The sequence below is a fragment of the Mesorhizobium sp. M0018 genome (assembly GCF_040323955.1).
Lineage (GTDB): Bacteria > Pseudomonadota > Alphaproteobacteria > Rhizobiales > Rhizobiaceae > Mesorhizobium.
Window position 1 is genome coordinate 1 of record NZ_JAMYVL010000007.1, and the last position, 22518, is coordinate 22518.

Annotated in this window: 29 protein-coding genes and 1 pseudogene; 21 read left to right on the forward strand and 9 right to left on the reverse strand. The window is 61.3% G+C overall.

The features are described 5' to 3' along the window. The 3 genes from tnpC to NKJ81_RS11490 all read left to right on the forward strand — a co-directional run. The coding region (gene tnpC / locus NKJ81_RS11480; protein WP_352540504.1) for an IS66 family transposase at positions 1-1565 on the forward strand (1565 nt) is incomplete at its 5' end. A 2-nt stretch (positions 1566-1567) separates the two neighbouring features. Further along, positions 1568-1801, forward strand: a complete 234-nt coding sequence (locus tag NKJ81_RS11485) for a hypothetical protein (protein WP_023731894.1) — start codon at positions 1568-1570, stop codon at positions 1799-1801. Between the two features lie 90 nt (positions 1802-1891). Beyond that, on the forward strand, positions 1892-2245 hold the full coding sequence (locus NKJ81_RS11490; RefSeq protein WP_352540505.1) for a hypothetical protein: 354 nt from the start codon (positions 1892-1894) through the stop codon (positions 2243-2245). 118 nt (positions 2246-2363) lie between these two features. Here NKJ81_RS11490 and NKJ81_RS11495 read toward each other — a convergent pair whose 3' ends face one another. The 3 genes from NKJ81_RS11495 to NKJ81_RS11505 all read right to left on the reverse strand — a co-directional run bounded on the left by NKJ81_RS11495 (position 2364) and on the right by NKJ81_RS11505 (position 4025). Next, the gene (locus NKJ81_RS11495; RefSeq protein ID WP_352540506.1) at positions 2364-2792 is read right to left on the reverse strand and encodes a hypothetical protein; all 429 of its coding nucleotides are present in this window, start codon (positions 2790-2792) and stop codon (positions 2364-2366) included. After that, on the reverse strand, positions 2789-3658 hold the full coding sequence (locus NKJ81_RS11500) for a hypothetical protein (RefSeq protein ID WP_352540507.1): 870 nt from the start codon (positions 3656-3658) through the stop codon (positions 2789-2791). Before NKJ81_RS11500 ends, NKJ81_RS11495 begins: the two co-directional genes overlap by 4 nt. A 154-nt stretch (positions 3659-3812) precedes the next feature. Continuing rightward, complete coding sequence (locus NKJ81_RS11505) at positions 3813-4025, reverse strand: hypothetical protein (RefSeq protein ID WP_352540508.1); 213 nt, start codon at positions 4023-4025, stop codon at positions 3813-3815. A gap of 245 nt (positions 4026-4270) precedes the next feature. Here NKJ81_RS11505 and NKJ81_RS11510 point away from each other — a divergent pair, with 245 nt between their 5' ends. Both NKJ81_RS11510 and NKJ81_RS11515 read left to right on the forward strand, forming a co-directional pair. Next, positions 4271-4522: a PepSY domain-containing protein gene (locus NKJ81_RS11510; RefSeq protein ID WP_352540509.1), complete on the forward strand. Its 252-nt coding sequence runs from the start codon at positions 4271-4273 to the stop codon at positions 4520-4522. A 124-nt stretch (positions 4523-4646) separates the two neighbouring features. Next, positions 4647-5123, forward strand: a complete 477-nt coding sequence (locus NKJ81_RS11515) for a hypothetical protein (protein ID WP_352540510.1) — start codon at positions 4647-4649, stop codon at positions 5121-5123. Between the two features lie 11 nt (positions 5124-5134). Here the strand turns inward: NKJ81_RS11515 and NKJ81_RS11520 are convergent, their stop codons facing one another. Together NKJ81_RS11520 and NKJ81_RS11525 are read right to left on the reverse strand one after the other, a co-directional pair. Beyond that, a complete protein-coding gene (locus NKJ81_RS11520) occupies positions 5135-7027 on the reverse strand; it encodes a L,D-transpeptidase family protein (RefSeq protein WP_352540511.1) in 1893 nt (630 codons plus the stop codon). 220 nt (positions 7028-7247) lie between these two features. Then, positions 7248-7994 (reverse strand): 3-oxoacyl-ACP reductase family protein, encoded by a 747-nt coding sequence (locus tag NKJ81_RS11525; protein WP_352540512.1) that lies wholly within the window; start codon positions 7992-7994, stop codon positions 7248-7250. 98 nt (positions 7995-8092) lie between these two features. On the opposite strand from NKJ81_RS11525, the gene NKJ81_RS11530 reads away from it, so the two are divergent. Further along, a complete protein-coding gene (locus tag NKJ81_RS11530) occupies positions 8093-8707 on the forward strand; it encodes a TetR/AcrR family transcriptional regulator (protein WP_352540513.1) in 615 nt (204 codons plus the stop codon). Positions 8708-8740: 33 nt separating this feature from the next. Here NKJ81_RS11530 and NKJ81_RS11535 read toward each other — a convergent pair whose 3' ends face one another. Then, the gene (locus tag NKJ81_RS11535) at positions 8741-9649 is read right to left on the reverse strand and encodes an alpha/beta hydrolase (RefSeq protein WP_352540514.1); all 909 of its coding nucleotides are present in this window, start codon (positions 9647-9649) and stop codon (positions 8741-8743) included. A gap of 47 nt (positions 9650-9696) precedes the next feature. Between NKJ81_RS11535 and NKJ81_RS11540 the strand changes: the two genes are divergently transcribed. Beyond that, entirely contained in the window at positions 9697-10149 is a 453-nt protein-coding gene (locus NKJ81_RS11540) for a MarR family winged helix-turn-helix transcriptional regulator (RefSeq protein ID WP_352502431.1), read from the forward strand. Between the two features lie 27 nt (positions 10150-10176). Here the strand turns inward: NKJ81_RS11540 and NKJ81_RS11545 are convergent, their stop codons facing one another. Further along, on the reverse strand, positions 10177-10788 hold the full coding sequence (locus NKJ81_RS11545; RefSeq protein ID WP_352540515.1) for a pyridoxamine 5'-phosphate oxidase family protein: 612 nt from the start codon (positions 10786-10788) through the stop codon (positions 10177-10179). A 159-nt stretch (positions 10789-10947) separates the two neighbouring features. On the opposite strand from NKJ81_RS11545, the gene NKJ81_RS11550 reads away from it, so the two are divergent. Then, the gene (locus tag NKJ81_RS11550; protein ID WP_352540516.1) at positions 10948-11376 is read left to right on the forward strand and encodes a nuclear transport factor 2 family protein; all 429 of its coding nucleotides are present in this window, start codon (positions 10948-10950) and stop codon (positions 11374-11376) included. A 24-nt stretch (positions 11377-11400) separates the two neighbouring features. On the opposite strand, the gene NKJ81_RS11555 is transcribed toward NKJ81_RS11550, so the two are convergent. Continuing rightward, on the reverse strand, positions 11401-11754 hold the full coding sequence (locus NKJ81_RS11555) for a gamma-butyrobetaine hydroxylase family protein (RefSeq protein WP_023717628.1): 354 nt from the start codon (positions 11752-11754) through the stop codon (positions 11401-11403). Positions 11755-11952: 198 nt separating this feature from the next. On the opposite strand from NKJ81_RS11555, the gene moaA reads away from it, so the two are divergent. Then, the gene (gene moaA / locus NKJ81_RS11560) at positions 11953-12948 is read left to right on the forward strand and encodes a GTP 3',8-cyclase MoaA (protein ID WP_352502428.1); all 996 of its coding nucleotides are present in this window, start codon (positions 11953-11955) and stop codon (positions 12946-12948) included. A gap of 107 nt (positions 12949-13055) precedes the next feature. Further along, a complete protein-coding gene (locus NKJ81_RS11565) occupies positions 13056-13478 on the forward strand; it encodes a hypothetical protein (protein ID WP_352471889.1) in 423 nt (140 codons plus the stop codon). 37 nt (positions 13479-13515) lie between these two features. Here NKJ81_RS11565 and NKJ81_RS11570 read toward each other — a convergent pair whose 3' ends face one another. Continuing rightward, a complete protein-coding gene (locus tag NKJ81_RS11570; protein WP_352540517.1) occupies positions 13516-14178 on the reverse strand; it encodes a hypothetical protein in 663 nt (220 codons plus the stop codon). A 260-nt stretch (positions 14179-14438) separates the two neighbouring features. Here NKJ81_RS11570 and NKJ81_RS11575 point away from each other — a divergent pair, with 260 nt between their 5' ends. The 11 genes and pseudogenes from NKJ81_RS11575 to NKJ81_RS11625 all read left to right on the forward strand — a co-directional run bounded on the left by NKJ81_RS11575 (position 14439) and on the right by NKJ81_RS11625 (position 22507). Further along, the gene (locus NKJ81_RS11575; RefSeq protein ID WP_352448884.1) at positions 14439-14795 is read left to right on the forward strand and encodes a hypothetical protein; all 357 of its coding nucleotides are present in this window, start codon (positions 14439-14441) and stop codon (positions 14793-14795) included. Between the two features lie 122 nt (positions 14796-14917). After that, positions 14918-15838 (forward strand): DMT family transporter, encoded by a 921-nt coding sequence (locus NKJ81_RS11580; RefSeq protein WP_352540518.1) that lies wholly within the window; start codon positions 14918-14920, stop codon positions 15836-15838. 58 nt (positions 15839-15896) lie between these two features. Next, the gene (gene mobA, locus NKJ81_RS11585; protein ID WP_352540519.1) at positions 15897-16526 is read left to right on the forward strand and encodes a molybdenum cofactor guanylyltransferase MobA; all 630 of its coding nucleotides are present in this window, start codon (positions 15897-15899) and stop codon (positions 16524-16526) included. Continuing rightward, on the forward strand, positions 16523-17032 hold the full coding sequence (gene mobB, locus NKJ81_RS11590; protein WP_352540520.1) for a molybdopterin-guanine dinucleotide biosynthesis protein B: 510 nt from the start codon (positions 16523-16525) through the stop codon (positions 17030-17032). The genes mobA and mobB overlap by 4 nt, the downstream gene beginning before the upstream one ends. A gap of 212 nt (positions 17033-17244) precedes the next feature. Next, complete coding sequence (locus NKJ81_RS11595; protein ID WP_352471894.1) at positions 17245-18027, forward strand: ABC transporter substrate-binding protein; 783 nt, start codon at positions 17245-17247, stop codon at positions 18025-18027. A 118-nt stretch (positions 18028-18145) separates the two neighbouring features. Continuing rightward, entirely contained in the window at positions 18146-18859 is a 714-nt protein-coding gene (locus NKJ81_RS11600; protein WP_023675013.1) for an ABC transporter permease, read from the forward strand. After that, a complete protein-coding gene (locus NKJ81_RS11605; RefSeq protein ID WP_023675012.1) occupies positions 18856-19683 on the forward strand; it encodes an ABC transporter permease in 828 nt (275 codons plus the stop codon). The genes NKJ81_RS11600 and NKJ81_RS11605 overlap by 4 nt, the downstream gene beginning before the upstream one ends. Before the next feature lie 58 nt (positions 19684-19741). Next, positions 19742-20617 (forward strand): annotated as a pseudogene (locus NKJ81_RS11610) (NAD(P)-dependent oxidoreductase); the annotation flags it as partial. Between the two features lie 9 nt (positions 20618-20626). Next, positions 20627-21331 (forward strand): DNA alkylation repair protein, encoded by a 705-nt coding sequence (locus tag NKJ81_RS11615; RefSeq protein WP_352540521.1) that lies wholly within the window; start codon positions 20627-20629, stop codon positions 21329-21331. Next, complete coding sequence (locus NKJ81_RS11620) at positions 21291-21872, forward strand: GNAT family N-acetyltransferase (protein ID WP_352540522.1); 582 nt, start codon at positions 21291-21293, stop codon at positions 21870-21872. The genes NKJ81_RS11615 and NKJ81_RS11620 overlap by 41 nt, the downstream gene beginning before the upstream one ends. A gap of 62 nt (positions 21873-21934) precedes the next feature. Then, positions 21935-22507, forward strand: coding sequence for a DUF3299 domain-containing protein (locus NKJ81_RS11625; protein ID WP_352540523.1), 573 nt, complete (start codon positions 21935-21937; stop codon positions 22505-22507). Positions 22508-22518: the final 11 nt, after the last annotated feature.

Sequence of the window (22518 nt, forward strand, 5' to 3'; positions counted from 1 at the left end):
AGGCCGAACTGGCGGTCGCCAGGGCCAAGGCATCGGATGATGCGGCGCTGATCGCGCATCAGCATCTGACGATCCGGAAGCTGCAGCGGGCGCTGCATGGTCAGAGTTCTGAACGCTCAGCCCGCCTGCACGACCAGATGGAACTCACCTTCGAGGAACTCGAGAGCACCGCGACGGAAGACGAGATCGCCGCCGAACAGGCCGCGGCCCGGACCACCGAGGTGGCGCCTTACATGCGCAAGCGACCGGCGCGCCAGCCATTTCCCGAGCATCTGCCGCGCGAACGCGTGGTCGAGCCGGCGCCGGCCGCTTGCCATTGCTGCGGCGGTCATCGGCTGCGCAAGCTGGGTGAGGATATCACCGAGACGCTGGAGGTGGTGCCGCGGCAATGGAAGGTGATCCAGCACGTGCGGGAGAAGTTCACCTGCCGCGACTGCGAGACGATCAGCCAGGCTCCGGCGCCCTTCCACGCCACCCCGCGCGGCTGGGCCGGTCCCGGCCTGCTGGCGATGATCCTGTTCGAGAAGTTCGGCCAGCATCAGCCGCTTAACCGCCAGGCCGAACGCTATGCCCGCGAAGGCGTGCCGCTCAGCCTGTCGACGCTCGCCGACCAGGTCGGCGCCGGCGCCGCGGCGCTGATGCCGCTGTTCAAGCAGCTCGAAGCCCATGTGCTGGCCGCTTCGCGTCTGCACGGCGACGACACGACGGTGCCGGTCCTGGCCAAGGGCAAGACCGATACCGGCCGATTATGGACCTATGTGCGCGATGACCGACCGTTCGGCGGCGCCGATCCGCCGGCGGCAGTGTTCTACTATTCCCGCGATCGCCGAGGCGAACATCCCGCGACGCATCTCGCCGGCTGGAGCGGCATTCTGCAGGCCGATGCCTTTGGTGGTTATGGCGATCTCTATGCGACGGGTCGTCAGCCGGCGCCTGTTCTGGAGGCCAGCTGCTGGGCCCACAGCCGGCGCAAAGTGTTTGAGCTGGCCGATGTCGAAGCGGCGGCGCGCAAGAAGGCGCACGGCGAGAAGCCCAACCTGGTCTATCCGCTGGCGGTCGAAGCCGTGAAGCGCATCGATGCCCTGTTCGATATCGAGCGCGCGATCAACGGCCTGTCGCCGGCCCAACGCCACGCCGTGCGCCAAGAGCGGAGCGCGCCGCTGGTCACCGAGCTCGAGCGCTGGATGATCAAGACGCGCGACAAGCTCTCGCGCGGGCACGACCTGACCAAGGCCTTCAACTACATGCTGCGCCGCTGGTCATCCTTCACCCGGTTCCTCGACGATGGGCGGATCTGCCTATCCAACAATGCAGCCGAGCGAGCCCTGCGCGGCATCGCTCTCGGCAGAAAGTCCTGGCTCTTCTGCGGTTCCGATCGCGGCGGACAGCGCGCGGCCGTTCTCTACAGCCTGATCGTCAGCGCCAAGATGAACGATGTCGACCCGCAGGCCTGGCTCGCCGACGTCCTCGCCCGACTGCCCGCCTATCCGGCCCATCGGATCGATGATTTGCTGCCGTGGAATTGGAGATCCGCAAAATTGCGGACCCAACCAGCGGCGGCCTGATCATGCAGCGCAATAAGGTGCATCACGTCTACACCGTCGATCGTGTCGCCAGGGACCTCGGCGTCAGCGAAGCGCTCATCCAGGACCTGACCCTCGGTCTCGAGCCCGAGGACGGCGTCATCTGGGTCTACGGCGCCAACGATGACGACGGGATCTTGGCCTTCACCGATGAAGGCATCGAGGAGGTCAAACTCCTCCTCGAAGAATATCATCGCGTCTCCCCAAAGAAAGCTTGACCCCAGCACTCCGGTGCTCAGGTTCTCCTGGCTGCCGGATGCGCACGTCTGCGGTCTTCACCGGATGCGTACGTTTCGCCGGTGGGTTTGATGGACATCATGTACACGAGCCGATTTGTGTTCCACCCCGACGAAAAGGAAACGGGAGAGTACTACTCACTCGTATTGGATTCTCTTGTCGCCTCAGGCGATCTCGCAAGAGACGGCGCTTACTACAAGATGCGCCCTCCAGCCCTCGCGACGCTCAACGCATACGAGGAGCAGGAGCAGCGTCACCGGGACATGGTTCGCCAGCAGGACATGCTTGGGCGGTTGACTCTTGCACTTGTAATCGTAGCGCTTATTCAAGCCGGCATTACGGTGTGGCAAGAGCTGAACCCAGACCCGACACCAGTACTTCCTGTAAGTACCAACGTTTCACGGAATGCCTCTACCACACCCTAGCTCGCTGGAATGCGTCGTCAGAATTGACGACAGATTTTGCTACTGGACTCGCGCTTGTGGTCGTTTCATTGGACGGCGGGCGGGTGCGCTGGGACCGGATCATTTCCCGTCGATCATTTTAGGGTTTCGGACGCCCCCAGGTTGATAGGGCATACAGTGTGCCGAATAGAATAGTCTGGACGACAGCGACGATGAAAACCCAGGACGATAGGTCCCAAGCCGCGCGCATGGCCTCTTGAGGTTTTTTTGGCATCGGGAATTCATATTTGTGGCGAAGCCACAAGCAAAAGAAGCCGAGCAACACACTGAACATGAGAAAAATGATCGCGGTCGTAATCTGCGTTCGAGGCCGCAGGCTGCGGAAAAGCAGGCAGCATACAACAGCAAGAAAGCAACCCACGGCGATGCCGGTGCGTTCGATCTCCGGTGGAGCGCCGGGTCGCGTGATCAGCGTCTTGCTGAACAGCTTCTGCCAATCAGCCACATATCCGGCGACGAGGCTTGGCGTCATCCCTCCTATAACCTCAAAGACACCTTTGATGGTCATTTAGTCACTTCTTGTAGCAGCGGTATTGGGACGACCGCCAACACCCGGCTCTCCGTATCCAAAAATTGGTAGTAAGCCTCGACCGAGCGCCAATTACTTTCCCGGCTACCGGACACCAAAAAGTCGATTGAGCCTTTTTCCGTCAGTTGGACGGGACCGTTTTCATTGAACTTAACGAAAGCCGGATGAAAAAAATCGCCGCCTACAGGAAATCGTGGTTCCACTCGCACGTTCTCAATCTTACCGTCAGGTCGTCCTTCGAGGCGCTGGACGAAGTATTTGAAGTAGCTCCGATAGACATCGCCATCGACGGACAGCCCTATCTGGCCTGTGAGTTCTAGCATGGTGTCGCGCGGCTTGTTAACGTCGCTCGGGAAATAAACCACAACCTGATCGGAATATCCTTCCGAGGGTAAACCTTGGACGCCAGCGGACGCCTCTTTGTACTCGGCGGCCTGGTGCTCGCAGTCCCCCATTTTGTTGCGATCATTGTCCTCAGCTGTACCAAGGAAATCGGCGAAAACCGTCTCCTGTAGCCCTCCATACTGAAGACAGCCCTGTATCGGGCGCGGGTTCAAATCGTCCCGGAGGCGGTGCGTTGGTTTGGCCCTATTTGAAGGCACGTACTCCTTGTAAGGACCTGGAATAAACCAGTGCACTAGGAGGTCACTGCCTGCATCGAGATTGGCCACACACGAGACATAGCGCTTCCGGTTGCCCGCATCCTCAACCCAGGAGCTGGTAACAAAATTGAAGTTTCCCGGATGATGTTCTTGCCGCGTATCGCCCTGGCAGTCATTCTGCTGAGCGGCCGCTGGGCCAAGGCAAACAAGTGCGGAAAAACCTGCAAGAACTAGCTGACGCATATCTTTCCCCCTCGACTGTAATTTGTACCGGTCGCGCTTGGGAAGCAAGAGTTGCTTAAACCCAGTTTCACACCCTTCACACGGGTGGGATCGGAGGTTCAATCCCTGCATCGCCCACCATCTGCTTTCCTGAATCAATTTCAAGCCAGAACGGCTAGCAGCTGCAGGTCGCCCCCTCGCCGCCAAAATTCTTTTGGGCGAAATTCAAGGCGCTGCCGTAGCTCGTATAGCTCTGGAACTGGCAAACGTTGGAGCCGGCCCGCACCTTCATCTGCTCGATATCCCAGAACGAAACCTCGATGCGGTCGTCGGCGCAATAGACCGTATAGCGTTCAGGTTCCAGCGCCTCGGCTTTCTGGACAGGCATCGAAATGGCCGGAAAAGTACAAATATGATGGCATGACGCATTTGCATGTAGACCCCCGAATGACCACCGGCACTATTACGGCCGCGATGTTGAGGCGACGCATCATGATTTTAAGCAGTCGCCGTGTTGTTTCGGCGGCGATAAATCAGGTACGGCCGGCGCCTCCTTGTAGCGCAACCCTCCGCGATCCCGGAACAAACCTGCATGGACGTGAGTTTCTGCTGATCGAGATGTGAGGGAAAGCCATGTCCAGACTTGTTTTGGCGGCCGCCGTGCTGCTTGTCGGCGGACCGGCCTTTGCCGCGGACGAAAATCCGGTGCCGCCGCAGAATGCCAAGAAGCTGTCGGAAATCATCGCCAAGGTCGAGCAGCGCGACGACTTCCGCTACATCAAGGAAATCGATTGGGACAGCGATGGCTACACCGTCATTTATTACACGAGCGACAAGGCGAAAGTCGAAATCACCTACGATCCGGTGACAGCCGCGCCGAAATAGTCGCTGCCTGCAAAGGTTAGCATTCGAAAAAGGCGCGCCCGGAGGCACCCGGTCTTCGGCACACCCTTGCGTAGATATGACTTTGATGGCTGACTGGGTGCTATCATTGCGCGCGGGGGTGGGCATGGAGACGGTAAAGCACGTATTGAAGCGCTTTCTGATGATGCTCGCGGGTTATTTCATAGCGGTACTGGTTGGGCTGATCGCGGTGGCGGCGATCTATGGCGGGCTGAGTTCGCTGCCAAATGCGCCGAATTATTTCGACGTCATGGGCGTCACCCCCGTTGCGGTGCTGCTGTTGCCGCCGCTCGGCATGTTCATCTATTTTCTGACGATCGTGCTGACCGGCCTGCAGACGCTGATCTTCGCACTGATTGCCGAGTTTTTCTCGCTGCGCAGTTTTTGGCTGCATATGGTCTTCGGCGCGGCGGCCGCGGTTGGCGGCTTCGCCTTGATCTGGCCCAGTGTACCGGATGACACGAACCCGGAGCGCTGGGCCGATATCGGCATCATTGCCGCCGCAGGCGTTGTCGCGGGCTTGGTCTATTGGCTCATCGCCGGACGCGATGCCGGTTTCCGGCGTCCACTGTTTCAGCGCTAGAACCGCATTCGTCAGCTTGCCGGCGAACGCACCGCTTCCGTGCTGTCGAGCGCCTGCTGCAGCCTTGTATCGCGGCCGTAGACGTCGTTGAAATATTCGACCTTGCCGGACAGGTCCGGCCATGCGGTGAAATAGGCGACATAGACCGGGATCTTGCGTGTCACGTCCTCGGTCGAATGTCCGTGTTTCAGTTTGTCCTCGATGTAGTCGACCGAGGTGCCGAGCACGGCAGCGGCCATGCCGCGCGGATCCTGCAAGCGAACGCAGCCATGGCTGAGCGCACGCATGTCGCGCTGGAAAAACGACTTCTGCGGCGTGTCGTGCATGTAGATTGCATGCTTGTTGGGGAACAGTATCTTCAGCTCGCCCAGCGCATTGGCCTCGCTTGGCAGCTGGCGCACGCCGTAGGGTATCTTTGCGCCGTAGGCGCCCCAATTGACCGAGGACGAGGGAATGCGCTTGCCGCGGGCATCGACCACCTCGTAGCCGGCGCGGTCGAGATAGCCAGGATCCCGGCGCAGCCGCGGCAGCATCTCGTTGACCAGGATCGATTGCGGCACGCCCCAATAGGGATGGAAGTCGACCTGCTCTATCTGGTCATAGAAGAAAGCAGTCTGGTTGGTGGGCCTGCCAACCACGGCGCGGGTCTTCAGCTTCTCCTCGCCATCATCGATATAGCTCGCGGTGAAAGCCGGCTGGTTGATGAAGACGCGCGGGCTGCCAAGGTCGGAAGGCAACCAGCGCAACTCTTCGAGCGCAACCCGAACCTTCTGAACTTTGTCGGCCTTGGACGTTCCGGCCAACGATGCAACAGTACGCGGGCCGATGACGCCGTCGCCTTTCATGCCGGCCCGTTTCTGCACCGCCTTGATCACCGGCACCAGCTCCGGATCGTAGACCTCGCTGGTAGCGAGCCTCGCCAGGACCTCGCCATAGGCGCCGCCCATCTCGTCATCGAGATTGCGCGCGATCTTTGTCAAAAGCTTCGGCAGCTCGGGGCTGGTCTGCCCCGGCTTCAACAGCAGATCGGGATCGATGGTGATTTCGTCTTCGGCGGTGGCCTGGAGAGCTTCCAGTTCGACGCGCAGCGCCTGATACTCGGAATTCTGTGGATGCCGTGACTCGAGATAAGTGCGCACTTGCTGGGTATGGGCCAGCGTCTTCAGCACCCCTTCCATGTCGAGCGGCTTCGGCGGAAAATCGTAGTAGCCGGTCATGCGGTTGGGATCGACGCGGCCGCTTTGTGCGTCACGGGCGTAGCGCAGGACACGCGCCGACAGCGCCATCTCGAAGCGGACCAGCTCTTTCAGGCGTTCATCGACATTGCCCGCCGATGTGCCTGCTGCCGGAACTTCGACGGTGTAGTCGGCGGGCGTCAGGCCGTAGCTCGCGGCCTCGCCCAGCACCCGCACGGCATCCTGGGCACGGCTGCTGGGACTGGTTCCCGCCACCCAGATGAAATCCGGATTGGCCGAGTAATAGGCGATCAGCGCCTTGGCGATGTCCTTCTCGGCGTAGAGGTCATAGCCGTCGAGGCCGGCAATGGCTTCGCGGAATGCAGCCCCGGTGGCCGCCGGCTCGAAAGCAGCGTCCTGAGGCGTTGCTGGTTCAGGCGCTGCCGACAGTGCCGAAAAATCGACGCGCACCAGCGGATCGCTCTTGTAGGTATAATAGGACGGGCTGCTGATTTGCGCACCACCACCGGAAGCGGCCGGCGCCTTGGGCTTCGGCTTGTATTTTGACGGTGGCGGCGGAAAGTCACCTTTCGGCGGTGCGTGTTTGACGCCGCCGCCGAAAAGCATGTCGAAGAACCCTTGCGCTTCAGCCTTCGGCGCCCCGAAGGCCAGCATTGCCGCGGCCACCGCAAACGGCAGCACGGTTGCTTTGTTTCCAAGGACTTTCATGGATCACCCGCTCCGGTTGAACCGGATCCCGTTCCGCACCGCTTTCACGGTCTCGCCCACCCCATGGCGGATGTAAGGCGTGACTACACTGATTCATACTGATTTCGTTAAGCTTTCATAAATTTCGGAACGTCTGTTGCAGAACGGTTTCACAACGTCGTGACGGGGGGAGCGAATCCGCCGTCGCTCCCGACCAATGGTAGTGCCCGTGAGCCAAACCTCAAGCGTTGGCGCCGCCGTCGATGGTCAATGCAGCGCCTGTCACGAAGCGCCCTTCGGGGCCGGCAAGCCAGGCGACCATGCCGGCGATCTCGTCGGCCGTGCCGAAGCGAGGCATCGCCATCTTCTGACGCTGATGCTCGGCGTGCGGGCCGGCTGCCGGATTCATGTCGGTATCGGTCGACCCCGGATGGACGACATTGGCGGTGATGCCGCGCGGACCGAGATCGCGTGCAAAGGCCTTGGTCAGGCCAACCAAGGCAGCCTTGCTGGCCGAGTAGGCGCTCAGGCCGGCGTCCGTGGCACGCTCGGCCAGATTGCTGCCGATCGAGATGATCCGGCCACCCTCGCCCATATGCGCTGCTGCCGCCTTGGCGGCGACGAACGGGGCTCTGAGGTTGACCGCCATCGTCTCGTCGAAATCGGCAAGCGACAGGGCATCGATCGGCGCAGCGCGCCAGATGCCGGCGCTATTGACCAGGATGTCGAGCCGTCCGAAGGCTGTTGCTGCCTCATCGACTGCCGCCTCGATCGCCCCAGCATCGCGATTGTCGGCCTTGATGGCAAAGGCCCGGCCGCCGGCCGCCTCGATTTCCCTGACCACCGCACGCGCCCCTTCCTCGCCATTTACATAGGTGATCGCCACGCCTGCGCCGTCGGCCGCGAGCCTTCTTGCGATCGCCGCACCAATGCCGCGGCTGCCGCCGGTGACGAGGGCGGCCTTGCCGTTCAAGCTTCTGGATGACATCTGCTTCTCCATTTTGTAGTGATTGATACATAAATATCTGCCAGCCTTGCTGAACCACGTCAACCGAATTATGTATCGATCAATACAGAAAGGATGCCATGCCGGAACGAGGCCGCCCCCGCACCTTCGATCGAGCCGCCGCCTTGCGGCGCGCAATGGAAGTGTTTTGGGCCAAGGGTTATGAGGGCGCGTCGATAAGCGACCTGACCGCTGCAATGGGCATCAACTCTCCCAGCCTCTATGCCGCCTTCGGCAGCAAGGAAGCACTGTTTCTCGAGGCAACCGAGCTTTACACGCGGGTCGAGGGAACCGAGATCTGGTCCGCGCTGGAAAAGGCGCCGACCGCGCGCGAGGCCGTCGAACGGTTCCTGCGGCAGACTGCCAGGGCCTATTCACAGACCGGTCGTCCGCAAGGCTGCCTTATCGCGCTCGGCGCATTGCACCAGGATTCAAGCCGCGGCGCCATCTGCGATGATCTGCGCCGTCGCCGCGCCGAAAACCGCGAAGCCTTGCTGAGACGCCTCGAGCGTGGCGTCGCCGAGGGAGAGTTGCCGGCCGATTTCGACTGCGGTACGGCCGCGACCTTCTACGCGACCGTGCAGCACGGCATGTCGATCCAGGCGCGCGACGGCGCGTCGCGCTCGGCTCTTCTGGCGACGGTGGCCGGGGCAATGGCGGCTTGGATAGCGATGGCCAGCACCGGGGCAGCGTGACGTCGAACCCGGCTGACAAGAACGATATTCAGGTCACTGCAGAGACGGCTCGAGCCTGCCGGCAACGAAGCCAACGGCACGCTCCGCCACACCCCTGTCGGCGAGAATGCGGCGGTGGCCGAGCCCGTCGGCCCAGTAAAGCCGCACATGGTCGCCGGCGCGCGTGTAGAGCCTTGCATGCTCGGCGGACACTTCGCGGTCGTCCGGCGCGTGGATCACCAGCGTCGGCAGCGGCGTGCTTGCGAGCTGGCGGTCACCGGTGAACTCGTGCAACGGCCGGCCGGCGATGCGCTCGACCCGGTCGGCCATGGCGGCCTGCGAGCGCGAGCCGACATTCAGCATGCGGCTGAAATCAGCGAAGATCGCCGGCAGCGAGCTCGGCGCGGCGATAAGCACCAGCCGCCCGGCCGCCAATCGCGGGATGTTCCTGATCGAACCGGCGACGGCGTTGGCGGCAACGGCACCACCGAAGGAATGGCCGACAATGGCCGCGAACGGGCCGAACCTTTCGCCGGCAACCCGTGCCGCATCGACCGCGCTGACCAGGGTAAGCCGGCGGCCCTGCGACTGGCCGTGGCCCGGCAGGTCGAGCGAGACCACCTTGTAGCCGGCATCGCGATAGGCTTCGATCAGCGTGCGCATGTATTCGGTGCGCGAACGCCAACCATGGATGACGAGCACGGTGCCGGCAGCCGCCCTGCCCGGCTCGGGCCGGAACTCATGCACCATGACGCAGCCGGTTCTGGTCTTTAGCCGATGATGGCGTGCCTGGGTCATGAAATCGGCGGCGCGGTCGATTGCGCGGCGCTCGCCTTCGCTCAAGCTTTTCTCGTGCGGCGTGCGGCAGAACAGCTCGAATGCAGCACGCCCGGTGAGTCGCGGTGCCACATGCTCAGCCACGCCGAACGTGCCGCGGATGACCTTCAGTCCAAATGATGCCATAGTGGCGATCCATTCATTGGTTCAAGCATGAACATAATAGTTCAAACATGAACATTAAGCAAGACCTGCCCTGGGACAACCCGCGTTTTCGCAACTGGGTCGCGGTGGCGCGCGCCTGCCATGTGCTGGAACGCACCCTGGCGGTGAAGCTTGCGCCGCTCGACCTGAAGCCGGCGCAGCTCGACGTGCTGATGAACCTCTACCGTCATCCCGGCATGTCGCAGCACGACCTCGCTCGCCGGCTGCTGGTCGGCCGCTCCAACATCACCATGCTTTTGCCGCAGCTGGAGACCCGCGGTCTGCTGCGCCGCGAGGGCGACGAGAAGGACAAGCGCGTGCTGCGGCTTGCGTTGACCGAGGCCGGCGAGGCACTGCTGATGCAGGCGCTGAAGGTCCATATGGCGCTGATCGAGAAGGCGATGAGCCAGTCGACACCGGAACAATGCGACATGATCGGCGAACAGATGCGTAGGGTTGCCGAGGTTTTGAAGACCGCCTGACAGCCCAGTGCTCCACCACCAAATGCTTCACCACATCGATTTTTTCGCGCGCTCGGGCCATTCCTTGTCGTAGACCTCGCCGTCAATGTTCTTGCGGCTGGTGATTTCCAGGATTTGGCCGGGAGTCGGCAGCGATCTCGGGTCGACATGCCTTGCCGGGTTCCACAGTTCCGATCGGTGGATGGCGCGGGCGCACTGGAAATAAACCGCATCGATCTCGATGATCGTCACCGAGCGCGCCGGCTTGCCCTCGACGGCGAACGAGGCGCAGAGCCCGGTATCGGTGGTGATGTGGGCGCGGCCATTGACGCGCAGCGTCGTGCCGGAACCCGGCACCAGGAACAGAAGCGCGACGCGCGGGTCGCGAAGGATGTTCCTTAGCGAATCGGCACGGTTGTTGCCGCGCCGGTCCGGCATCATCAGCGTTTTCGGATCGTGGATGCGGACGAAGCCGGCGAGATCGCCGCGCGGCGAGCAGTCCAGCCCTTCTGGCCCGCAGGTTGCGAGCGCGGCAAACGGCGAAGCCTCGATGATAGCTGCGTATTCGCGAATCAGCTGGTCGAGTTCCTTGACCACCGACGCCTCGCCGGGCAGGCCATAGAGCGCTTCAAGCTGTTCGATGCTGGTGATCACGGACATGTTTTCGTCTCCAAAGCTTTGCCGGCGCTACTCCAGATGGATGACGTTTTCACGACAAGTGCCCGTTTGCCGGTCATCAGGAAACGGGTGTCGAGGCAACGCGAACAGGGGCAAACCGCTTTACCTGCATGATCGTGCCAACGGATACGGAGGTCAAAAATGGATAAACCGCTCGACCGGCGACGCACCGCCATGGAACTTATTGAAAACATGTTCAATGTTGAAATGCGTTTCCTGCAATCAGGGTCGGAGAGCCTCGATGTGCTTGCCGGCGCATTTCATGCCGAGATTGTCGTGCATGAGCCGCGCTCCCTGCCCTATGCCGGTGACTGGAACGGCCTCGACGGCGTTGGCGCCCTTTTCCGCAAAATGCGGGAAATCTGGAGCGACGTGGCGGTGGAGGACCTTCAGGTCGCCCAAAACGATGACACGGTGTTCATGAGCTGCTCGCTTTCGCTGACGTCGCGGGCCAATGGTGCAACCATCAAACAGCCGTTTGCCGAAGTCTTGCGCTTCAAGGATGACCGGCTGATCGAAGGCACGCCGTTTTATTACGACACCAGCGAAATACTGGCGATCCTGCGTTGACCTGAGAGTCCTGCGGGATCCATTTCAGCGGTCGCGGCTCAGCCCCTTCTCTTCCAGCTCGGCGAGATAGGCGGCCCAGCGTGCATCCTTCTCATGACCCAGCGTATGCAGGTAATTCCAGGTGAAGATACCGGTGTCGTGGAAATCGTCGAAGGTGATGCGCACGGCATAATTGCCGACTGGCTCGATCTTCAGGATCGCCACGTTGCGCTTGCCGGGAACGGTGACGCGCTGTTCGGGCGAATGGCCCTGCACCTCGGCCGATGGCGAGGCGACGCGCAGAAGCTCAGCCGGCAACTCGAACGGCTGATGTCCCGGAAAGGTGACGGAAAGCAGCTTGCGGTCCTTCGAGACCCTGAGTTCCTTTGGCGCTGTCATGGTGGTGGATCCTGCGGAGAACTGCCCTTCCTACGCCGCTTCGCGTCGAGGGAAAAGGCCGCATGGAAAGTTCCGACATGATCTGTCGGCTGGGGAATGTTGCCGAAGATTCCGAGCTTCTATCTTGAATGGCAAGTTGGCTCGTATCACATAGCCATATATAACGAAGCCGTTCACGGCCACGGAAAGCGCATACGCATGGATATGATCGATCCTTTCGGTCGCACGATTACCTACCTGCGCGTGTCGGTTACCGACCGCTGCGATTTCCGCTGCACCTATTGCATGGCCGAGGACATGACGTTCCTGCCCAAGAAGGACCTGCTGTCGCTGGAAGAGCTCGACCGGCTCTGCACGGTCTTCATCGAAAAGGGTGTGCGCAAGCTCCGCCTCACCGGCGGTGAGCCGCTTGTGCGCAAGAACATCATGCACCTGGTGCGCCAGCTTTCGCGGCATCTCGAGAGTGGTGCACTGGAAGAGCTGACGCTGACCACCAACGGATCGCAGCTTTCCCGCTTTGCCGCCGAGCTCGCCGACTGCGGCGTCAAGCGCATTAACGTCTCGCTCGATACCCTCGATGCCGACAAATTCCGCCAGATCACCCGCTGGGGCAATCTGGACAAGGTCATGGACGGCATCGACGCCGCGCAGGCGGCCGGGCTAAAGGTAAAGCTCAATGCCGTGGCGTTGAAGGACTTCAATGACGCCGAATTGCCTGAAATGCTGCGCTGGGCGCATGGCCGCGGCATGGATCTGACGGTCATCGAAACCATGCCGATGGGCGAGATCGATGCCGACCGCACCGACCAGTATTTGCCGCTGTCGCTGCTGCGCGCGGCTCTCGAACGCCAGTTCACGCTAAGCGACATTCCCTACAAGACCGGTGGCCCGGCCCGCTATGTCCAAGTCGCCGAGACCGGCGGGCGGCTGGGCTTCATCACACCGATGACGCATAATTTCTGCGAAAGCTGCAACCGGGTCCGGCTGACCTGCACCGGCACCCTTTACATGTGCCTCGGCCAGGAGGATGCGGCCGACCTGCGCGCGCCGCTGCGTGCGTCGGAAGGCAACGAGCTGGTCGCCGGTGCCATCGACGAAGCAATCGGCCGCAAGCCCAAAGGCCACGACTTCATCATCGATCGCCGCACCAACCGTCCGTCGGTGTCGCGGCATATGAGCGTCACCGGCGGCTGATTTTTGGCCGATTTCGTGCAAGAATAATCGCCTTGGCACCGGCTTCGAGGCAAGGCGTGCAGCGGTTTTTTGCAATCCCGACGTTTTTCGGAGTGATGGCGGCCACCATGGCATTTGCCGCGCCATTTACCTACACGAACGAGCGCTTCGGCACCGTCTGCACCTTTCCGGATGAAATCTTCACTCTTCGCCAGCCTGAGCCGGACAATGGCGATGGACAACAATGGCTCACTGCCGATGGCGCCAGCCTGATCTGTTCGGGTATCCTCAACATCGATGACGACACCCCGACAGCCTTCGTCTCCGCCGAGAGGGCCAGCAAGGAACCTGGCTACAGGATCACCTACAGCAAGACCGGCAAGGACTGGGCGGTGCTGTCGGGCATCAAAGGCGAGAACATCTTCTACGAACGCCGCCTGTTCGGAAAAGACGGTGTCATCCATACGGTCTGGATCGAATATCCGCCTACCCTGAAATCGAAATACGACCCGTTCGTCGGAGCCATCGCCGGCAGCCTCAAAGGACCATGAGCATTCGGTCACATCTGGAGCATTCGCAGCCTGATAATCAAGGCTGGCGCGTGTAGTCATACCGCACGGCAAGCCATTTCTTGCCGCTGCCATTGGCCTGCAGGAAATGCTGCTCGGCCACCTCGTGATTATCGCCATCCCTGGAAATGGTGAAATCGGAGGCCGTGAACCGCCCTTCGACCTCGGGCCCGAAGCCTACGAAACCAAGCGGCTCGAACAGGAGTGAAATCTTGCCGTCCTCCTCGCCACCAAAACTCCAGGCGGGCATGATCCCTGCCGGGAAACGGGTGTCCATGGAGACATACTTCCAGCGGCCCTCCACCCGGTCATAGCTCAAATAGGCTATCCGCTGGAAGTCCGGCATTTTCGACCCGGGCGCCGGGCGCATCACCTCCTGCATGAAGGGACCGATCATCGTGCGCTCGGCCACCAGCCCGGTCATGACGATCGGCTGCGCACCGGGCGTTGGCCAGATCGTGTTGACGACGGACCATTTCCCGACGCGGCGAGCGAGCTCATCCGCTTCGTGACCCGGCGTGGACATCCGTTCGACTGCCGACGCCGAAGCGCCGTTCTCGGCGAACGCAGGCGCTATCGCCATGAGGATGACCGCCAGGGCAGAAGAGAACCGGAAAGCCGACGAAACATGCCGCCTGCTGCCTGTGCCAAGCCAGTCCGCATTGCCTCGTGCATTCATCATGGACCATCTCCCAACACGATCAGAAGCTTACAATGACCAATTTGGTGAATCTTGCCGAGCAAATTTGATCTCGTCGAAAAATTTTCCTCGAGCCGCAGTGTGATCAATTTGCCCTCCGAACCCATCCTTTAGAACGGCACCTTTTTTGGGGTCACACCCAGAAAAGGTCTTGTCCGCAAACGGTCACCGGATTTACCGCAAGCCCATTCGGGCCTAGCCTCTGCTCTGGAGCGGTTCTTCGCCCAGTGGGGGAATACGATATGCGCAAACTCATTCTTTCTCTTGCATTGCTCAGCCTCGCGGCCCTGCCCGCGGCGGCTCAGTCGATCGGCGGCACCTATGCCGTGGCCGGCACCAATTTCGATGGGTCGTCCTATGGTGGCGACGCGACGATCACTCTGACCAGCGAGACGACCTGCACGATCCATTGGGAGACAGGCGGCTCGTCCTCGGACGGTATCTGCATGCGCAATGATGATGCCTTCTCCGCCGGTTATGTCATGGGCAAGGCGGTCGGTCTTGTCGTCTACAAGGTGCAGGACGACGGCTCGCTGCGTGGCCTGTGGACGATTGCCGGCAAGGAAGGCAACGGCACCGAGGTACTGACGCCCAAATAAGCCCTGCCGCTCTTGCGCGACAGACGTTACGGGCCATAGAAAGGCTGTGGCCCAGCCCTTTGACGTTGCTGTTTTGCGGGTGCCTGCTAGACGCTTGCTGCAGGACTCACCCGGTAATCGCCGTGCCTCTTTCGCCAAACCTGCGCGGCGCGTTGTTCATGATGGTGGCCATGGCTGGTTTCACCCTCAACGACGCTATCACCAAATTCTCGTCGGAATCGATGAACATGGCGCAGGTCATGCTGATCCGCGGCGCCTTTGCTTCGCTTTTCGTTGGCCTGCTTGCGTGGCAACGCGGCGCGCTTGCCCGGCCAGGTTCGATGCTGCAGCCGACCGTTGCGCTGCGCGTTGCCAGCGAGGCCGGCGCCACGGTGTCCTTCCTGGTTGCTCTGGCGCATCTTCCGATCGCCAATGTCTCCGCCGTGCTGCAGGCGCTGCCGCTGGCGGTGACGATGGGCGCAGCACTTGTGTTCAACGAGGGCGTCGGCTGGCGGCGCTGGCTGGCTATTGCCGTCGGTTTTGCCGGCGTGCTGATCATCGTGCGGCCGGGCTTCGAAGGGTTCAGCGTCTTTTCTCTGCTGGCGCTGGCCAGCGTGGCATGCTGTGCGGTGCGCGATCTCGCCACCAAGCGGATACCGCAGGCAATTCCGACATTGCTGGTGTCGAGCGCCACCGCCCTTGCCATGACGTTTCTGGGCGCGGCATTGCTTTCACCGATGGGCGGCTGGACACCGATGACGGGACAAAGCACGGCATTCCTGGCGCTGGCGGCGGTGCTCGTGCTCATCGGCTACCACTTCATCATCACGGCGATGCGGGTGGGCGATATCTCCTTCATCGCGCCGTTCCGCTACACCGCCCTGCTCTGGTCGATCCTGCTTGGCTTCACGATCTTCGGCGATGTCCCGGATCTGCCGATGATCGTCGGTGCCACGATCATCATCGCGTCGGGCCTCTATGCACTCTACCGCGAACGGATCGTCGGCCGGCGAAAGACAGCCGCCGAAAGCACTGGACCGGACATGGCGCCGGACGGCATATAGAGTGACTGTCGACGACTGTCTGATTTGAAAACTGGATTTTGGGTCTGGGCAGCAAACGATGGGCCGACATATCGCAGGGATCATTCTGGCCGGCGGCCGGTCGAGCCGGATGGGCGGCGGCGACAAGACGCTGCTTGCGCTGGGCGACGGTACCCTGCTCGACCGTGTCGTTTCGCGCCTTGGCCCGCAGGTCGGTCCGCTTGCGCTAAACGCCAATGGCGATCCGACACGGTTTGCCGCGACGGGGCTTCAGGTGCTTGCCGATACCGTCAAAGGTTATGCCGGGCCGCTTGCCGGGATCCTGACCGGCCTCGAATGGGCTTCCGACACGACCTGCCAGGCGCTGGTCACGGCTGCCGGCGATACGCCTTTCCTGCCGAGGGACATGGTCGAGCGGCTGCTCGCGGCAGCCTATGCGCGCTCTGGCTCGATCGCCGTTGCTTGTTCCGGCGGCAAACGGCATCCGACCTTTGCACTCTGGCCGCTAGGGTTAGATCAGGCCTTGCGACAATTTCTCGTCGAGGAAGACAACCGGCGCGTTGCGGCGTTCATCGACCGGCACGGTTTTGTCGAGGTGGAATTTCCCATCCTGAAATCGGGCGGGGCCGAGGTCGATCCGTTCTTCAACATCAACACTCCCGACGACCTTGCCCAGGCCGCGCATCTGTTGCGGAGCATCGAACCATGAAAAGACGTATCTTCGGCATCACCGGCTGGAAGAACTCCGGCAAGACGACATTGACCGAAAAGCTGGTGGCCGAGCTCGTCCGGCGCGGCTGGAAAGTGTCGACGATAAAACACGCCCATCATGATTTCGACATCGACAAACCAGGGGCGGACAGCTTTCGCCACCGGCAGGCGGGAGCTATGGAGGTCGCGGTCGTGTCGGGCAGGCGCTGGGCGCTGATGCACGAATTGCGCGGCGAGGACGAGCCGACGCTGGACGCGATCCTGTCACGGCTGGCACCGTGCGACATCGTGCTGGTCGAGGGTTACAAGCGCGAAGCGCACAAGAAAATCGAGACGCGACGGCTCGAGGCCAAGGACCGGACACCGCTCTCGGCAGGCGATCCACACATTGTCGCCATCGCGTCCGACTTCCACATTGTCGGCGAAGACCTGCCGGCCTTCGATCTCGACGACACGAATTCGATAGCTGACTTCATCGAGCGCGCCACCGGCCTGACGCGCTGAGATCGCGGCCGCAGGGGGCTTCCGGCCACTTTCTCTCCATTCAGGCGTTTGACCCAGCGTCACCGTTTTCTGAACATGACCTTCCCTCAAGCGACGGTTTTGCAGTTGCTTTTTCTTGGGAAAGAATGGGAGTATCGCGCCAGCGGGCGGTCAAAAGCACCGCCCACAGAGCCGTTCGGGAACGACGGCCGGGACCAACAGAGAGGACCATTATGCGTATTGCACTGCGTATCGCGCTCGCCGCTTCGGCTGCGCTGCTGACGCTTGGCGTTGCCCAGGCGCAGGAAAAAACCTTGAGGATCGGCACCGAGGGAGCGTATCCGCCATTCAACAACCTCACCGCCGACGGCCAACTCGTGGGCTTCGATATCGACATCGCCAAGGCGCTTTGCGACGAGATGAAGGTGAAGTGCACCTTCGTCGCGCAGGACTGGGACGGCATCATTCCAGCCCTTCAGGCAGGCAAGTTCGACGCCATCGTCGCGTCGATGTCGATCACGCCGGAACGCGCCGAGAAGGTCGACTTCACCCACAAATATTACAATACGCCGCCGGCGATCGCCGCGCCCAAGGACACCGACATCAAGGGTGTCACCAAGGAAGATTTGGCCGGCAAGACGATCGGCGTGCAGGCGTCCACCACGCATTTCAACTATTCGACCAAGACTTATACCGACAGCACCGTCAAGCCGTACCCGACCGCACAGGAATACCAGCTCGATCTGGCCAATGGCCGGCTCGATGCCGCCAACGACGACGTCGTCGTGCTGCAGCAATGGCTGGATTCGCCGGACGGCGCCTGCTGCAAGCTGGTCGGCACAATCAAGCCGGTTATCGAAATCCACGGTCCGGGCGCCGGCATTGCCGTGCGCAAGGGCGAGACCGACCTGGTCAACCAGTTCAATGCGGCGATCGACGCCATCCGCGCAAACGGAAAGTACAAGGAAATCAACGACAAATACTTCAAATATGACGTTTATGGCGGCGAGTCCTGATCGACCGACATAGGAGGACGTGAACGGCGGGAGATTCCCGCCGTTCTTATAAGGACGCCGCGCACGAGGGGTGATGCGGTACGGGTCTCGAAGAGCCTCAAGGAGAACAGGCAGGCGGATGCAGAGCGCACTGACGCTTCTCAGTTGGGGACCCGAAGGCTGGCTCGACGACATCGCCGCGGGTGTATTTGTCACGGTATGTCTTGCGCTGGCCACTCTGCCCTTCGGGCTGACGCTCGGCTTTTTCGTGGCGCTGGCCAAACAATCGGAAGAGCCGTCGCTGAGACTGGCCGGGAACATCTACACCACGATTTTTCGCGGAATACCCGAGCTGCTCACCCTATTTCTCATCTTCTTCGGCATCCCATTGATCCTGCAGTACATTGTCCGGCTGGTGAGCCCTGGAACGTCCGCCGACGTCAACAGCTTCGTCGCCGGCATGATCGCGCTGTGCTTCATTTTCTCCTCTTATTCCAGCGAGGTGTTTTTATCCGCGTTCCGCGCGATTCCAAAAGGGCAATATGAGGGAGGCTATTCGGTTGGCCTGTCCAGCGGCCAGACGATGCGGCTGATCGTGTTGCCGCAGTTGATCCGCATCGCGTTGCCCGGACTTGCCAATCTCTGGCTTATCCTGCTCAAGGACACCGCGCTCGTCTCGGCCGTCGGGCTCAACGAGATCCTCCGGCAGAGCGGGGTTGCCGCTCGCGTCACCAAGCATGCCTTCCTGTTTTACGGCTTTGCCGGCCTGATCTATCTCCTGCTGGCGATCGTCTCCTCCTTCGGCATCAATGCGATCGAACGAGCGGTCGGCGGCAGCGAGGTCAAGAGATGAGCCTGGCCACCGACACGCTGAAGGTCGACCGGCCGCCGCCGCCCGCACGCGGCTGGTCGCGCCAACGCATCCTCGGCCATGTCCTGGTCGGCCTGTGGATCGCTCTCGGCATCGGCATGGTCGTCTACCTGGTCGCTGCGTGGAACCCGGAGTTCTTCCAGAAATATGCACCCGGCTACATTTCCGGCCTCGGCATCACCCTGTTGCTGGTTGCCATCTCGATTGTGCTTGGCGCAATCCTGTCGGTGCCCATCGCCTATGCACGCATGTCGAAGAACCCGATCCTCTCGGGGTTTGCCTATGCCTATGTCTATTTTTTTCGCGGCACGCCGCTGTTGGCGCAGACCTTCCTGGTTTACTACGGGGTCGGCTCCTTCCGGCCGGAACTCGAGATGGTCGGCCTGTGGGGTTTCTTCCGCGAGGCGTTCAACTGCGCGATCTTCGCCTTTTCGCTGAATACGGCCGCGTACCAGGCCGAGATTTTGCGTGGCGCGATCGAGAGCGTGCCGAGAGGCCAGTGGGAAGGTGCCGCCTCGCTCGGCCTGCATAAACTACAGACGATGTGGAAAATCATCCTGCCGCAGGCGCTGATTGTGGCGCTACGCCCCTATGGCAACGAGATCATCCTGATGATCAAGGGCTCGGCAATCGTCGCCATTATCACGGTCTACGATTTGATGGGCATCACCCGGCTCACCTATGCGCGCACCTTCGACTTTCAGTCGTATATCTGGGCGGCGATCATCTATCTGATCATCGTGGAAACATTGCGCCACGGCGTCGAGTGGATCGAACGGCGCATCACCATCCACCTGCACCGCTGACTCCCATCGCCTTGCCTGATCCGGTAAGAAGACCGCAAAGCAGGCTTCTAAGGGATTCGAAAACATGGCTTCGGTGGCATTTCTTGGTCTTGGCGTCATGGGTTATCCGATGGCCGGACATCTCAAGAACAAGGGCGGTTACGATGTCACCGTCTACAATCGTACCAGCGCCAAGGCCGAGCAGTGGGTTGCCCAGCATGGCGGCAGCCTCGCTGCAACGCCGGCAGAGGCGTCCGAGGGAAAGGACTTTGTCTTTTCCTGCGTCGGCAATGACGACGATCTGCGTTCGGTGACGACCGGCGCCGCAGGCGCGTTCAGCTCCATGAGGAAAGGCGCCATCTTCATCGACAATACGACCGCATCGGCCGAAGTCGCGCGCGAACTGGCGCAGCACGCGCAAGCGCTCGGCTTTTCGTTTCTGGATGCCCCGGTCTCCGGCGGCCAGGCAGGCGCCGAGAACGGCGTGCTGACCGTGATGGTCGGCGGCGAGCCGGACGCCTTCGACAGGGCCAAGCCAGTCATAGATGCTTATGCCCGCATGGTCGGATTGATGGGACCGGCCGGGGCTGGCCAGCTCACCAAGATGATCAACCAGATCTGCATCGCCAGCCTCGTTCAGGGCCTGGCCGAGGGCATCCATTTCGGCAAGAAGGCAGGGCTCGACATCGAAAAGGTCATCGAGGTGATTTCCAAGGGTGCGGCCGGTTCCTGGCAGATGGAGAACCGGCACAAGACGATGAATGCCGGCAAATATGATTTCGGCTTCGCCGTCGACTGGATGCGCAAGGATCTTGGCATCTGCCTCGCCGAGGCCGACCGCAATGGCGCCAAACTGCCGGTGACGGCACTTGTCGACCAGTTCTACAAGGACGTGCAGGCGATGGGCGGCAAGCGCTGGGACACGTCCTCGCTGCTGGCGCGGCTGGAGAAATAGGACTTCACCGTGGCCGAGCTTTCGCCTCAATCCAGCGCCGATGAAATCGTCGCTCATCTGCGCTCGATCGCCTCGGAGGAAAATCGGCTTGGCATGCTGCGCTACGGCATCAAGATCGAACGTGCGCTCGGTATCTCGCATGGCGTGCAGCGGCAGATTGCCAAGAAAATCAAGCGCAACCATGAGCGTGCCTTTGAGCTTTGGCAGACAGGCATCATGGAGGCGCAGTTCATCGCTTCCGTGACAGCCGATCCGGAGTGGTTCTCCGCCGCGGATGCAAGACGATGGGCGGCGACTTTCGACTCGTGGGATATCGTCGACGGGGTCTCCGATCTCTTTGTCGACACGGATTGCTGGAAGGAATTGATCGCCGAATTCGCGGTCGACGAACGGGAATTCGTTCGACGCACGGCTTTTGCGATGATGGCTTGGTCGGTAGTCCACCGGAAGAAGGAACCCGAGACGACCTTCCTCGAATTCTTGCCGATCATCGAAGCGCATGCGACCGACGCCCGCAATTTTGTGAAGAAGGCCGTGAGCTGGGCGCTTCGTTCGATCGGCAAGCGATCGATGAATTTGCACGGCCCTGCCCTTGCCGTGGCGCTAAAACTGGCGGCCTCGACAGACAGGACCGCACGCTGGATCGGCAAGGACGCCGTGAAGGAACTTTCCGATGCCAAGACGCTCGAGCGGCTCGCCGCCAGAAAAGCTTGACCTGAGCGAAGTGCGCTTCACGGAGGTGAAGCAATCGACGCGCGCCGATTTCGAAAACCTGTTCGAGCAACCCGGCGGGCCGAAATACTGCTGGTGTATGGCTTGGCGCAATCTCGACCGCCGCGAGCATGTCGAGAACGACGAGACGAAACGCGCGATGATGACGCTGATAGACGCCGGCACGCCGGTCGGCATTGTCGCCCAGATCGATGGCCGGACCGTCGGCTGGTGCTCGATTGCGCCGCGCGAGACCTACCGCAAGCTGTCACGGCAGCAGGACGATAGCGAGATGGGCATCTGGTCGATCGTCTGCTTCTTTGTGCCGAGAGCGTTGCGCGGCGGCGGGCTGGCAAGCGCATTGCTCGACGCGGCCATCGATCACGCCTTTGCCAAAGGCGCCAGGACGATCGAAGCCTATCCCGTCGACCAGGCTTCGCCGAGCTACAGCTTCATGGGTTTTCGCGACATGTTCGTCGCCCGCGGCTTTCGCGAGATCGGCATGACCGGCTCACGCCGGCATGTGATGCGGCTTGAGCGTTGACCTGTGAGGCAGCGGCAGCTTTACTTGATGTCCGCAGATCAAGGCTCAACGGCGGAGCAGCGATGAGCAACCGTTTTAAATCAGGCACGATCATGGCAACTGCCTTGTTGGCGTCCGCGATCGCGGCAAGAGCTTCCACTGGGACCACGCACATTTTCTGGAAGGATCTGCGCCCGGCTACCCAGGCAGCCGCCGAAAGCGTCGGACTGCCGATGATCGCGGCCAAAATGCCGGATCGTGGCGAGACGCTCTCACTCGACTTGCAGGACAAGACCGTGCAACTCGCAGGCTATGCGCTGCCGGTCGACCGCGATGGTGATCTCGTCTACCAATTCCTGCTGGTGCCGTGGACGGGAGCCTGCAGCCACATGCCGACGCCGCCGCCCAACCAGATCGTCCTCGTCACGCCTGCACAGCCTTACAGGATATCCGAGGCCTACCAGCCGGTTTCGGTGACCGGCGCATTACGGCCGGGCATGGAGAAGAGCCAGCTTTTCATCCTCGACGGCGTCAGTGTCATCCAGTCGGGCTACACCGTGCGCAAGGCCGAGGTGGTTAACGTCGACGCCGTGCCGGACATGATCACGCTGCCGGTCAACTCGCCCTGGAGTTTCCTCAACAAAAAGAAGAACTAAACAGAAAAATC